Here is a 14,012-nt window from a genome sequence, read left to right as displayed (position 1 = left end):
TCTTGGCTAACCTCTACTTCTGTCTTCGGGGTTCGGGACTTGCACCCTATAGTTCATGCGCATGCTGGGCGCACATATAAAAATACAGCCTTATCACTAAGGCTGTATGATATCAAGTGGTAATTCATTTGGCGCCACAGGTATCGGCTGTGGCTGTGTGAAATCAAAGCGATCCCATGTCGTTTGTACAATATTTTCAAAAATAACTTGCTGATTAAACGCAGCAGCTGTTAGCATAATGCCTTCTAGCATTTGCTTCGCCTGCGTATAATCCACTGTCTCTAAATCAAGCGGTTGGTCAAATTTCACATGAACATGGTCAGCGGTAGTCACTGAAAATGTAACACCTTCTACAATAGCCGATGTATATTGTTCCGTTGCATGGCCTGTCATGCCTAAAATGGCCTCTTCTACATGCGCATATGCTACTTCCCTTTGTGGCACAAAATATTTTTTATCATGCTGTGTAAATAAATAATAGCTGTAATTTTGCGTAGCTGCTAATGCTGATAGCTCTATTTTTGTACTTTCATTTTGATCTAAAATAATGTCCTCGTATTGTGGGAAAGTTTCCTTTAATGCCTCGATATTTTTCTTTGTCGGCTTATCTAATGCCACAACAAGCTCTTGCTCATTTTCTATGATTTCACCTTCTATTGGATGCTGTTCTTCAAAGCCATAGCCTTCTTCATCAAGCTTTGGCGCATAGTATTTATACATCTCTACTTGTGTAGGCTTTTCTTTGCCCAAATCCTCGACAAGCTTTTCTTTCGGAATAACGATGGCTGATGGGACATTTACCTCATCAGCTCCTGCTAAGCTGACAGTAAATACCTCTCCTTCCCCTACAGCATCTTCATAAACAGGTGACGTTTCATCTGGTATGGTCATACGAGTAGTCGTCGCACTATCTGCTGCAAATGTAGTTGCATCTGCTTCCGCAGTTTCATCATTATAGCTTTCTTGCTTATTATCGTTTTGCATTGCCACATCGTTTGCCTTTTCTTGCTTTTCCTCTGGTGACATCACAAGCATTGAGATGCCAACTCCACATGTGACAATAGCTGCTACAGCAATGCTAGAAATCCATTTATATGAACGACGCTTGCTTGGCATCGTTGGCGTTTGCTCTTCAAAAGCACCTGCTTGTTGGAGTTTTGCAAAAACCTCTTCTTTGGAACGGTGGTCTTGGATTTTTGGTGCCTGCTTTAAAAGCTTCTCAATATTTTCTTCATCCCATTTCGTATTCATTACGAATTTACCTCCTTTCCATGCTGCTCTAAAATACCCCGCAATGCTTTAATTGCACGATGCTGCGTCGTCTTCACTTTGCTTTCTGTCCAATTTAAAATGTCAGCTGTCTCACCAATCGATAAATCTTGAAAATAGCGCATCACGATGACCATCTTTTGATCACCTGTACAAAATTCAAGCGCCTCTAATAGCTGGCGCATATCTTCATTCATCTCTACAAACTGCTCTGGTGTTTGAACAGGTGAAACGAGCTGCTCACTCTCCCATTCAAATGCATCAAACGTATGCCTTTCACGCACATTGTTTTTACGAAAGTAATCAATGGCGACGTTTTTTGCAATGGAAAAAAGCCATGTTTTTTCAGAGCTTTTTCCTTCGAATTTGTCGTAAGCTCTTAGCACTCGAATATACACTTCCTGTGAAAGATCCTCCGCTACAGATCTGTTTTTCACTAAATAAATTAAGAATTGGAATACATCTTGGTGATATTCATCATACAATCGATGGAAAATGGATTCTTTCATCCATTCCACCTCCATCCTCATAAAATTAGTCGTACATGCAGTAAAAAAGTTTCATTTTATCCGTTGGTAAATATTTCATATATACAATTAAAATCCCTTTACTCGTTACTATAGGACGCAACGTTATGAAGCCGAGTTGCTCTGTCCAAATCTAGGCTAAATTCAAATAAAGGGTGTGGGAAAATTCGACTTCCCACACCCTCTTATTCTATTACAACGGCAAATAAAAAGTAAATGCAGTTCCTTCTTTTTCAACGCTTGTAACAGCAATATTTCCATTATGCGCTTCCACGATATTTCGGGCAATAGCTAAGCCAAGACCTGTACCACCCTTTGAGCGTGTACGCGCCTTGTCCGCCTTATAAAAGCGCTCAAACACATATGGTAGGTCATTCTTTGGAATGCCAATCCCAGTGTCTCGTACTTCAATTTTGGCATACGATTTAGCATATGATGCCGATACCGTAACAGCACCATCAATAGGTGTGTGACGCAGTGCATTGTCCACTAAATTCGTCAACACTTGCTCGATGCGGTCCTCATCAATGTTCACCATAACATCTTCCTCGATGTCTGATATGAAACGCAAATCAACATGCTTCTCCTTTGCAACTTGTGCAAATTTTTGCGTCATACGCTCCAAAACTGGCACAAGTGGTACAAGGTTTTTATACAGTCGCATATGACCTGACTCCATGCGTGCTAAATCAAGTAAATCTGTGACAAGTCGTCCCATACGCTGCGACTCATCATAAATAATTTTAATCATTTCATTGCGCTCATCTTCATCTATCACTACACCATCTAAAATCGCTTCAGAGTAGCCTTGTAGCATGGCAATTGGCGTGCGCAATTCATGCGAGACATTGGCAATAAAATCGGAGCGTAGTTTTTCTAAGCGATGCTGCTCTGTTTGATCGCGAATAACTGCCACCGCACCGCGCACAAGCTCACCGCTATAAAGAGGGCTAATGGTAATGCTGTAATAGGAGCCCTCCATTTCAATTTCCTCTTCAATTTTATCTTCAAAATCAAGCACATGATCTAGCATATGATAAATTTCAGGAGGAATTGGCTTCGTGCTTTGCTCCCCCTTCGCCACAAACCATTTTTGTAAAAGGCGCTCGGCTGGTGGATTGCTTACTAAAATTGTACGATCACGATTAAAGGTAATTACTGCATCCGTCATCGAGGTTAAGATGCTTGATAGCTGCTCCTTCTCTTGGTTAATCACTTCTAAATGGTGCTTTAACTGGCGCCCCATTTGGTTGAAGGCAACTGCAAGCTGTCCGATTTCATCATTTTGCGTTGTTGGCACTTGTGAGTCAAAGCGACCTTTTGCAATTTCGAAGGCATATTCTCGCATTTTTCTTAAAGGATATGTAATACGACTCGATAAGAAAAAGGCAAAAAATGTTGTTAAAACAAAGGCTATAAACGCGGAAATAAAGACAATTTTCGTTGTTTCTCTGCTCGTCTCGTGCATCGCATCTGGATTTTGATAAATAAATACCGCACCATGTCGAGCAGCATCACCCTTTAGCGGAAAAGCTAGCACGACATACGTCTCTGTTTTATTTTCATCCTTCTGCGATGGTAGCCTCATATCCTGCAAAATGGGTTTATTGCTTGCATAAATATTTTCGAATGCTTTATTTTTTAAAATTTGCTGTTGTATACTTTCCTTGTTCATCCCTTCCTGAATCGCATAAACTGTGCCATCAGGATTTTCGGCAATTAATGCATTTGTACCTTCATGCAAGACACTACGAATAATTTCGTATGGGGAATCATCAATTAGGTCGTTTTCCACAATATTAGCAATTGTTGATGCTGTTTGACGCAATGTTTCTTCCGCTCTTGTACTATGATAGCTCTCTAAAAACTCTAGCATAAATACCGTGAAAATAAATAATACAAAGGAAACGAGAAGCAATATGGTTCCCCATAGCTTCCCGACAATACTATTCCATATTCTATTCATTCACTACCTCAAATTTGTAGCCTACGCCCCAAACAGTGACAATCATTTTCGCTGCACTTTCAGAAACGCGGTTCAATTTTTCACGTAGGCGCTTGACATGTGTATCGACGGTACGTAAATCACCGAAGAAGTCATAGTGCCACACTTCCTTGAGCAATTGTTCACGGTCAAATACTTTATCAGGTGATTTCGCTAGAAAATAAAGCAGCTCATATTCCTTTGGTGTTAAATTTACCTCTACGCCGTCCGCTGTCACACGGTGTGCATCATGGTCAATTGTTAAATGTGGGAACACGACTAAATCCTTTGATGTAGAACTATTTGAAACAGGTGCAAATGCAGCAGAGCGTCGTAAAATAGCCTTTAAGCGCAGCACCACTTCACGTGGACTAAATGGCTTGACGATATAATCATCTGCCCCTAGCTCAAAGCCTTGTACACGATTCGCTTCCTCGCCCTTTGCTGTCAGTAAAATAATTGGCGTTGTTTTCTTTTCGCGAATTTCTTCACAAACTTGCAGACCATCTTTTTCTGGCATCATAATATCTAAAAGAATACAGTGGTAGTCGTTTTCAAACGCTTTCTCAACTGCCTCTTCTCCATTTTCAGCCTCATCTACAATATATCCTTCACGCTCTAAGTACATTTTTAATAGACGGCGAATACGATCTTCATCATCTACTACTAATACAGAAATATTTTCAGACACTAGTGTATCCCCTTTCCTACTTTCTACATCTTCTATTGTACCGTTTCAGTGCCAAATTGAAAAGTGAACTTGCATATTCTTGCAACTTCCATCATATATCAAATAGGATGCAAACAAAAAAGCTGTTAGAAAATGATCCTTTTCTAACAGCCACGCTCAATTAAGCATATGAATGTAAACCAGCAAGAATTAGATTCACAACAACTAAGTTGAACATAATAATTCCAAAGCCAATTAAAGCAAGCCATGCTGATTTTTTACCTTCCCAGCCTTTTGATAGGCGTAAATGTAAAAATGCCGCATAGAATAGCCATGTAATCAAAGCCCATACTTCCTTCGGATCCCAGCCCCAGAAGCGACTCCATGCCTCATGCGCCCAAATCATAGCAAAAATCAGGGCACCAAGTGTAAAGAGCGGGAAGCCAATTAATACTGCGCGATAACCAATTTCATCCGCTAATGATGAATTTACTTTTTGCACAAGTGGCTGTACCATCTCAGAAATAGAACGGCGACTAATTAAACGAATAAGTAAATAAATCACTGTACCGAATAAAACAGAATAAACAACCGTTGTTAATTTTTTTGCATTAATAATTGCTGGCATCTCCACTAATGGTTGGAATGATTGCTCAGCCTCTACAACAGGCTCATATACTTTTTGCTTTGCATCTGGATCTACTGCTTTCACTTCTATATACTCATTCATCCCAAAAAGAGCTGGATTATGGTATTCTACAACGCCTGTTCTACCTTCTTTATCTATATATTGATATGTTGCACTATAGCCCATTGCGCTAAATGTAATAGAAGACACAATAAAACCTATTACAAGAACTAAAGAAAACATAACAGCCTCTAAGAAAAAACGTTCCTTTGAAGCTTTTTTCACATCAACATGCTTTAATAAATAAACTAAGCCTGCTACAGCACTAAGTGCTAATACCGCCTGACTCATTGCAGCTGTTATCACATGAATCGTTAACCAATGGCTTTGTAGTGAAGGCACTAATGGGCTCACTTCTCGTGGGAACATAGCAGCATAGCCAATAATTAAAATCGCAATTGGTAATGCAACAACCCCAAGCGCTGCTACACGATACATGAAATAGCTAACGATAAACGCAGCAATAACAAACATCCCAAACGCTGTTGTAAACTCAAACATATTACTTACAGGTGCATGTCCTGTATAAATCCAGCGTAAAATAAAATAGCCTAGATTAGCGATAAACCCAATAATCGTTACCGTAATGGCTAGCTTACCCCATTTTTCAGCAGATGCAGGTGCATTTGCTACCTTTGTTGGCTTAATCGCACCCCCAAATAATACAAGGGCAATTAAATAACAAATAAACGCTGTAAATAATAAGTAACCACTTAATTGAAGTAAACTCATAAGGTGTTGTCACCTTCCTTTTCCTGTTCTTTCTCTACTTGATCTACATATTGTGGCAAATGCGCATAGGCTGTCACAGCATCTAAATCCTTTTTCATGCTGAACCAGTTTTTATTTGCATGCGCAGCAAGCCGAATAGAGCCATCTTCTAGCTGCTCCACCCATAGGCGACGATGATTCCAATATGAGCCCATCACAACACCTATCATAAAGATAATACCACCAATAAATAGAATTGGAATCGTTGTATCTTTACGAATTGTTAAGCCAGATACATTACGAGTATCTACATTTGAAAACTTCATTTTATATTGATTCTCTCCTAGCGGCTCTAATGTTTCACGAATCGCTACAAAGCTTGTTTCCCCTTCTGGTGTTTCGGGTGTAAACATGCGGAAAATAAATGCTGGGTTTTCCGGATATGGTGAAGCTGTTTGTGGCACACCATCCTTAAAGCCTGAGAAATCTGGTAAATAAGTAACAATTTGCACCTTTGTTTGATCATCAATCACATATTCCTTTTGTGGTGCTGTTAAATCGATGCTCACTTGACCTAAAAATTCCTCCGTTGCCTTGTTTTGTAGCTCGAAATGCATCGTCTTTAATTCATTTAAGCGATAGTCCATTTGGAAAATCGAATAACCATCCTGTTTTAATGGGTGATTTACACGAATCTCATATGATTGTAATTCCTCTAAATCAGAAGTTTGCCCTGGTACGGCACCTTCTTTTTGCTTATATAGCTTGACATTTGTTTGGTAATTTTTTGCGACAACATTGACACCTTGACGCAATTGCTCACCTCTTGGGTCGTTATCATATGTTTCTAAAATAAATTTATCATTGTAGAGGAAATAACCTTCCATACCATCTACTGCAACCATTTCACCTTCACGTAACCATATCGATGTATCAACGTAAAAGCCTGGTACTAGACGCAGCATAACCGCACCTAAAAATACAATTAATCCAACGTGATTTACATAAGGGCCGTAGCGTGAAAAACGTCCTTTTTCTGCAAATAATGCATTGTTTTCACGGCGCACTTTATATTTTAGCTTCTTCATCTCTTCCTCAATTAAATCAAGCGTTTTATCCGCCTGCTCAGAGGGTTGTCCTTCCGCGACAATGCGCTGACGCTTCATAAAGCCGATATGGCGCTTCACTCGTTGATTTGTTAATGAGCGATGTAATGGAATGCCACGGTCAATACTCGCAACAATAATCGAAACGGCTAGCATACCAACGATTGTTTGAAACCACCATGATGAATATAAATCAGCTAGCCCTAAGTTGTAATAAAGCGTTCCAATCGCACCATACATATCTGTATAATATTTTGCTCTTTCAGCCTCTGTTGCAACATTTACTGCAAACTCTTGTGGAAAAATGGTTCCGATTGATGCTGCAATTAACGTAATAATAATTAGTGTAACGCCAACTTTAACGCTAGAGAAGAAATTCCAGATTTTATCGATAATCGATTTATTATGCGTTTTAGAGCGAATGGCAACTCCATCATAGCGCATATCTAATACCGCTTTGTCTTGCTCCTCTGTCGTTAAAGGTCGCCCACATCTTTCACAAAGCGTTGTACCGACTGGATTTTCATGTTTACAAGTACAAATGATTTTTTCCATTTGACAAACTCCTATTCCGGTTTAATGGATTCCATATATGAAGCGATTGCTGTCTCCTTCATTTCACCGGTAATAATTTTTTTCACTTTCCCCTCTGGTGTAATTAATACTGTTGCTGGCAGTGCAACACCTACGTTATACGCTCTTTGCACGCTTCTTGTTTTATCAATAGCAACTGGGAAATTCACACCTAGGTTGGAAATGAAACTTTGCACTTCAAAATCAGATTGTTTCAGATTAATTGCTAATAGCTCGACACCTTGGTCTTTAAATTCCTTATATTGACGATCCATTGCAGGCATTTCTCGCTCACAAGGCTCACACCAAGTACCCCAGAAATTTAAAAATACACCTTTTCCTTTAAAATCTGATAAACGGTACGTCTCACCGTTTAAACCAACAAGCTCAAAGTCAGGGGCTGTCGACCCTTCTTTCAAAATTTGCACTTTGTCCTTTGTTGCTGTTGTATAAACTGTATAAACAATTGCAACGAGTAGTACACTTAAAATAATACCGCGCACAATTGATCGCTTTTTCTTCTTCTCCATTTGTGTAAAACCCTCCTCGCACAAATCTTATTATAACAAAGAATATTTTTTTATTTCGCCCACAGTTTTGAAGGAATTATGAATCTTTGTTAATCAATTTTACCTGTTTCTGCTAATACGCGTAATAATTTCACTTCATGCTTTGTTAATTCACGGTATTCTCCTGGGCTTAAGCCTGTTAAATCTAAAAATGCAAAGCGCTCTCGCTTCAGCTTGACAACAGGTGTGCCAATCGCCTCAAACATTCTACGCACTTGACGATTTCTTCCTTCATGAATCGTAATTTCACAAATCGCTTTGCCCGCCTGCTCATCAAATGACATCATGCTAACTTTTGCTGGTGCTGTCTTGCCATCTTCCAACTTGATACCGCGCTGTAGCTTTTTCAAGCCATCAATTGTCGGCACACCTTTCACACGTGCCACATATGTTTTATCAATTTTAAATTTAGGATGTGTTAATGAATAAGAAAACTCCCCATCATTTGTTAATAACAGCAAGCCTGTCGTATCATAATCTAAGCGCCCTACTGGGAAAATACGCTGATGCACGTGCTTTTTAAAAATATCCGTTACCGTTTTGCGTCCTTTATCATCTGTTACTGCAGAAATATAGCCCTTTGGCTTATATAAAAGAAAATACACTTTATCTTCTTTCTCCAGCTTGACGCCCTCTACCTCAATTGTATCGGAGTTCGACACCTTCGTCCCAAGCTCCTTTACCACCTTACCATTTACCTTTACTTTACCTTCTACAATTAGCTGCTCTGCTTTGCGGCGAGATGCTACACCCGCATAAGCAATCACTTTTTGTAATCGTTCCATAAGATCACCTCATTGATTGATTTTTCTACTTTTCGTGCTTGAACCTGTTGAAAATTATGTCACACTTTGTTGCATTATTAAAGAAAAATAGCTTTATTTTGCGTGGAAGCGTGACAAATTTGTCACACGCTAAAAAATCAGCCCTCTTTTCATTAAAGATAGGCTGATTTCCCTGAATTATCTGTGAACAATTTATTCTCGCTCTACCGCCACCACATGTACAGGGCGACCTTTCGCATAAACATACCAGACTGCATTTTTTTTCTGCGCATTCGTTGGTAAATAAACAATATGCTGAAAATCGCGCACTTCATCCTTTGTCACAAGCATTTTAATTGGCTCTTTGACGATGATTTTTTCACCAGCTACTGAGTACGTTCCTTTCTTTGCCAATGTGCGCTCAGAATAATTTGTCGCAATATGATCTGCAAGCGCATTGTGTACACGCCAGTCGTTGGATTCATTTAATGTCACGACGATAAATTGCTTTTGCTCCTTTTGAAAATACGTGGCAAGCGTGCGACCCGCTACTTTTGTATAGCCTGTCTTGCCTGCAATAGCGCCCTTATTTTCCGATAAGAGACGATGCTTATTTTTCCAGCTTTGTTCCCCATTAAACACGACGGTTGTGGCGATTTTTTTAAATTGCTCATTGCGCATCGCTATTTGTAACATGCGCGCTGTGTCGTAGGCAGAAGAAAGATGTGCCTCATCATGTAAGCCTGACGGATTGCTGAAGGTTGTATCCGATAAACCAGCTAGCTGTGCACGTTCATTCATTAAATAAACAAAGCCCTCCACAGAGCCACCAACATGCTCCGCTAATGCATATGCTGCATCATTGCCAGAGCGCAGCATCAAGCCGTATAACAATGTTTCAACAGAATACGTCTGCCCTTTTTCTACATAAATAGAGGAGCCTTCACTTAATGCTGCACGCTCAGAAATCGTTACTTTGTCATGTAATTCGCTATTTTCAAGGACAACTAATGCCGTCCAAATTTTCGTTAAGCTAGCGATTGGTAATTTTGCATGCTCATTAGTCCCCATTAATAGCCTGCCTGTCTGTGCATCAACTACGGCATACGCATGACCTGCCGCCTGTGCTGAAGGCTGCAATAAAACGAAAAGCAATACGACACATAGCAACTTTCTCAAATATTCACTCCTTTAGTCATTAAATGCTTCTTGGAATTTTGTTAAAAATAAATCGGCTTCCTGCTCTTCCTCTCCATCCTGTCCTTCTGGTAAAGGTGGTAGCTCTGCAATGTCCTTCAAACCGAAATAATTTAAAAATTCCTTCGTTGTACCATATAAAATGGCACGTCCTGTCCCTTCAACGCGTCCGACATCTTGGATAAGCCCTCTTGAAACCAGTGTTTGAATTGGCTTTTCACTTTTCACCCCGCGCAGATCCTCTACTTCAATTCTCGTAATTGGCTGCTTGTACGCAATAATTGCTAGCACCTCAATAGAGGCTGCTGTTAACAGTTGGCTTGTTGGATTATCTACAAGTCTTTTAATCGTTTCTGCCATTTCTGGTTTCGTCGTTAATTGATAAGTACCTGCTAATTGTTTCAATGCAATACCAGATGTCTCTGATTCATTATATTGCGTTGCAAGCTCACTTAGTCCTGCTTCAACGTCCATATCTTCTACTTCTAAATAATTCGCTAACTGCCTTACAGTCATACCTTCATCACCAACGACGAAGAGGAGCGCTTCTATTTTACTCAGTAATATCTTCGAATTCATCATCTAACTCCTCCTTCTGTAAAAGCACCGTCAAATCCTGAAAATTGTGCTGTTGCTCTACAAGGACAACTTGACGCTTCATTAATTCTAATAGCGATAAAAATGTCACGATTAACGTTGCTTTATCCTCATATGGAAACAGCTCTGAAAACAATGCACGTCCACCAGTTTTCTTTAATGAAGCAACAACTGAGCGCATTTTTTCTCGTATTGAAATTTCCTGCCTTGCTACCCTTGTTTGCAAAGGCTTTTTTAATTGCTTGCGACGCAGTAGCTTTTGAAATGCCGCAAGCATATCGTATACATTAATATTGGCATCGAATAAGGCAAGCTGCTCATCTGGCATAAATGCAGACAAATCCGCTGGTGGGCGTGTATACACTTGCGCACGCTCCGTTTCCAGCACTTGTAGCTGTGTCGCCGCTTCCTTATATTTTTTATATTCAATTAAGCGTGCCACAAGCTCGTCACGTGGATCGACGCTGTCTAGCTCAAATTCCGCATCATCCATTTCACCTTCATGAATTGGTAAAAGCATTCTACTTTTGATGGCTAAAAGCGTTGCCGCCATCACCAAATATTCGCTCGCCTCATTCAATTCTAGCACTTGCATTGCATGGATATGGTCAATATATTGTGCAGTTAATTCTGCCATCGGAATATCGTATATATCAATTTCCAAACGATTAATTAAATGCAATAATAAATCGAGAGGGCCTGAAAATGCTTCCAGCTTTACTTCATAAGACATTTGATTACCACCTGTCGTTTCTTGTCGAGATATCACCTTAGCTACTGTGCTTCGCCAAGACATAATTGATATGATACTATTTTAATACGTACTTCGTAAAGAGGAAAGGTGATGATTATGCATCCATTATTCGTGCAATATTGTGCTTATTTTAATGGCAATGAAGACTATTTTGAATGCCATGAGGTGTTAGAGGAATATTGGAAGGAAATTGCACCAGGGGACAGAGAGCATATCCTCGTAGGCTTTGTACAGCTTGCAACGGGCTTATACCATTGGCGTCGTGGCAATATGAATGGAGCACTGCGCACATTGCAAAAAGCATATCTTTGCTTACAAAAGGAATCGCCATTTTTCGACATGCTAGACAAAGCGGATTTATTGTATAAGCTGCAAAAGACAATTTTTGCAATTGAGACAGGAGAGGATTTTGCGGCTTTTCCACTTGCTATCATCAACGAGTCATTCGCACAGCTTGTCAATGCACAAATTGCAGAACTAGAGCCTGTAGAGCCTACTTTTTTGCGGGATAAGCATAAGCTGCGTGACCGTTCGGAGATTGTGGCAGAGAGACTGGCGAAATTGGAAACGAAAAAAGAAAGCGTCTGATTATTATTTTAGACGCTTTCTTTTCAATTGAGAAAAGGCTTGAGCTTCACCATCTGTCCAAATCCTCACCTTATCTCCATATTCTTATCGCATTTGTAATATATCATTTGTATACCTTCTTGTTGCAGCATTGAGACTAGCCGATCCATAAATAAAAACAGCTAGCGGAAAAACAGCATATTCGCCTTTTTCCGCTAGCTTTTATTCTTCGTTTGATAAATAATGCTGCAAATATGGTGCTGTTTCATCATTATAGTGCAAGCTGACATACTGCCCTAAAGCACGCAGCTCCTCTAGCATTGCAGCTGTAATTCCTTCACCATGGTAGGTAGGAATAATGGAAATATGCTGGATTGTAGCTACTTCATCTGTTACTACTACACCAATTGCTCCAACAAATTCATCATCCATTTTCCATAAATAGAGCTGCCAATTCGGCGTCTGCTCATAATGCTGCACAATATCCATCAATTGCTTTGAATCTTTGCAGTTTGGCATTAATGAAATTAAGCCCATCGCAATTTTTTCAAATGCTTTTTTATACTTTACTAACATCTTTACAATTCCTCATTTTCCGCTAATCCACTAAAAAGTATGGAATGATTACATAAATATACATCACACCCCATAATAGTATAAATGCCACTAACCCAATTAACAGTTTCCATCTCGATATTTTCAACGATTACTCACCCTTTTTTAGTACTAATGGGCGATCGTTTTGTACAATATCCTCATAGCTTTCACGTTGAATTGCTAGCTGGTGTTCACCTGCTTCTACAAATACAACGGCTGGGCGCGGTACACGGTTATAGTTTGAAGCCATTGAATAACCGTAAGCCCCCGTACAAAACATAGCTAAAATATCACCAGATTCTGCCTGCTGTAATGCGGCATCCACGATTAGCTTATCACCAGATTCACAAAGCTTACCAGCGACTGTGTATGTGCTGTCCTTTGGCGCATTTGCTTTATTTGCAATAACCGCCTCATATTTTGCATCGTAAAGTGCTGGGCGAATATTGTCGCTCATCCCACCATCTACCGCAATATATTCACGAACATTTGGCACTGTTTTATGTGAGCCAATCGTATAAAGCGATGTGCCTGCATCCCCAACAAGTGAGCGACCTGGCTCAATCCAAATTTCTGGCATCGTTAATTTTAGGGCAGCTGCCTCTGCCTGTACAGTTTTAATCATTTCTGCTACATAGACATGTGGTGCAAGTGGCTTATCCTCTTCTGTATAGCGAATACCGAAGCCACCACCTAAATTTAAAACCGTGCATTCAAAGCCATGCTGTTCCTTCCACTCACCAATTTTTTTCATCAGCTTGCCAGCTGCTAAGCTAAAGCCATCTGTTTCAAAAATTTGTGAGCCAATATGGCAGTGCAAGCCTAAAAGCTGTAAAAATTCATGACCAATCACCGCATCAAATGCTTGATCTGCTTGCCCATTATTTAAATCGAAGCCGAATTTTGAATCGGCTTGACCTGTTGTAATAAAATCATGCGTATGCGCTTCAACACCAGGTGTTACACGTAGTAAAATGCGCATTGGCTGCTGCTTTGCCTCAGAAATTTCTTTTAGCAAGCTGATTTCATAAAAGTTATCAACAACGATACAGCCAATTTTCGTATCGAAGGCAAGCTCTAGCTCTGCATAGGATTTATTGTTGCCATGAAAATGAATACGCTCTGCTGGGAACCCCGCCTTAATCGCTGTATATAATTCACCACCAGAAACAACATCTAGCGATAAATTTTCTTGCTCAGCTAATTGATAGGCAGCAACACAAGCAAATGCCTTTGAAGCATACGCTACTTCTGCTTTAACGCCTAGCTGCTTGAATGTGTCGATAAAACCACGTGCGCGCTCACGAATTAACGCTGTGTCATAAACGAATAACGGTGTACCATAGTTCTTTACTAACTCAACTGTATCTACTTCACCAATTGTCAAATGTCCATTGCTTGAAATGTTCTGTGTTCCGTATAAATGCATATGTTCTCCT

14 protein-coding genes are annotated in these 14,012 nt (G+C 39.9%); 1 reads left to right on the top strand and 13 read right to left on the bottom strand.

Annotated features, from left to right (window positions below):
• Positions 1-96: 96 nt before the first annotated feature.
• The 11 genes from M3Z76_RS05860 to M3Z76_RS05810 all read right to left on the bottom strand — a co-directional run bounded on the left by M3Z76_RS05860 (position 97) and on the right by M3Z76_RS05810 (position 11,388).
• A complete protein-coding gene (locus tag M3Z76_RS05860) occupies positions 97-1,251 on the bottom strand; it encodes a hypothetical protein (RefSeq protein ID WP_293921144.1) in 1,155 nt (384 codons plus the stop codon).
• Positions 1,251-1,778, bottom strand: coding sequence for an RNA polymerase sigma factor SigX (locus M3Z76_RS05855; protein ID WP_293921146.1), 528 nt, complete (start codon positions 1,776-1,778; stop codon positions 1,251-1,253). Before M3Z76_RS05855 ends, M3Z76_RS05860 begins: the two co-directional genes overlap by 1 nt.
• Before the next feature lie 211 nt (positions 1,779-1,989).
• Positions 1,990-3,762 carry an ATP-binding protein gene (locus M3Z76_RS05850; RefSeq protein WP_293921148.1) on the bottom strand — a complete coding sequence of 591 codons (1,773 nt, stop codon included), beginning with the start codon at positions 3,760-3,762 and terminating at the stop codon, positions 1,990-1,992.
• Positions 3,755-4,471, bottom strand: a complete 717-nt coding sequence (locus M3Z76_RS05845; protein WP_293921150.1) for a response regulator transcription factor — start codon at positions 4,469-4,471, stop codon at positions 3,755-3,757. Before M3Z76_RS05845 ends, M3Z76_RS05850 begins: the two co-directional genes overlap by 8 nt.
• A 160-nt stretch (positions 4,472-4,631) precedes the next feature.
• Positions 4,632-5,870 (bottom strand): c-type cytochrome biogenesis protein CcsB, encoded by a 1,239-nt coding sequence (ccsB, locus tag M3Z76_RS05840; protein ID WP_293921152.1) that lies wholly within the window; start codon positions 5,868-5,870, stop codon positions 4,632-4,634.
• The gene (resB, locus tag M3Z76_RS05835) at positions 5,867-7,510 is read right to left on the bottom strand and encodes a cytochrome c biogenesis protein ResB (RefSeq protein ID WP_293921154.1); all 1,644 of its coding nucleotides are present in this window, start codon (positions 7,508-7,510) and stop codon (positions 5,867-5,869) included. The genes ccsB and resB overlap by 4 nt, the downstream gene beginning before the upstream one ends.
• Before the next feature lie 11 nt (positions 7,511-7,521).
• On the bottom strand, positions 7,522-8,058 hold the full coding sequence (gene resA / locus M3Z76_RS05830) for a thiol-disulfide oxidoreductase ResA (RefSeq protein WP_293921156.1): 537 nt from the start codon (positions 8,056-8,058) through the stop codon (positions 7,522-7,524).
• An 89-nt stretch (positions 8,059-8,147) separates the two neighbouring features.
• A complete protein-coding gene (locus M3Z76_RS05825) occupies positions 8,148-8,882 on the bottom strand; it encodes a pseudouridine synthase (RefSeq protein ID WP_293921158.1) in 735 nt (244 codons plus the stop codon).
• 192 nt (positions 8,883-9,074) lie between these two features.
• Entirely contained in the window at positions 9,075-10,040 is a 966-nt protein-coding gene (locus tag M3Z76_RS05820; protein WP_293921160.1) for a D-alanyl-D-alanine carboxypeptidase family protein, read from the bottom strand.
• A gap of 12 nt (positions 10,041-10,052) precedes the next feature.
• Positions 10,053-10,640, bottom strand: coding sequence for an SMC-Scp complex subunit ScpB (gene scpB / locus M3Z76_RS05815; protein ID WP_293921162.1), 588 nt, complete (start codon positions 10,638-10,640; stop codon positions 10,053-10,055).
• Positions 10,612-11,388 (bottom strand): segregation/condensation protein A, encoded by a 777-nt coding sequence (locus M3Z76_RS05810; RefSeq protein WP_293921164.1) that lies wholly within the window; start codon positions 11,386-11,388, stop codon positions 10,612-10,614. Before M3Z76_RS05810 ends, scpB begins: the two co-directional genes overlap by 29 nt.
• A 111-nt stretch (positions 11,389-11,499) precedes the next feature.
• Here M3Z76_RS05810 and M3Z76_RS05805 point away from each other — a divergent pair, with 111 nt between their 5' ends.
• On the top strand, positions 11,500-11,997 hold the full coding sequence (locus M3Z76_RS05805; protein ID WP_293921166.1) for a DUF309 domain-containing protein: 498 nt from the start codon (positions 11,500-11,502) through the stop codon (positions 11,995-11,997).
• A 201-nt stretch (positions 11,998-12,198) separates the two neighbouring features.
• Here the strand turns inward: M3Z76_RS05805 and M3Z76_RS05800 are convergent, their stop codons facing one another.
• Both M3Z76_RS05800 and lysA read right to left on the bottom strand, forming a co-directional pair.
• Positions 12,199-12,552: a GNAT family N-acetyltransferase gene (locus M3Z76_RS05800; protein ID WP_293921168.1), complete on the bottom strand. Its 354-nt coding sequence runs from the start codon at positions 12,550-12,552 to the stop codon at positions 12,199-12,201.
• Between the two features lie 130 nt (positions 12,553-12,682).
• On the bottom strand, positions 12,683-14,002 hold the full coding sequence (lysA, locus tag M3Z76_RS05795; RefSeq protein WP_293921170.1) for a diaminopimelate decarboxylase: 1,320 nt from the start codon (positions 14,000-14,002) through the stop codon (positions 12,683-12,685).
• Positions 14,003-14,012: the final 10 nt, after the last annotated feature.

Origin of the sequence: Metasolibacillus sp. (genome assembly GCF_025291715.1) — a bacterium.
GTDB classification, from domain to species: Bacteria; Bacillota; Bacilli; order Bacillales_A; family Planococcaceae; genus Metasolibacillus; species Metasolibacillus louembei.
This window is presented reverse-complemented; position numbering and strand designations above follow the sequence as displayed.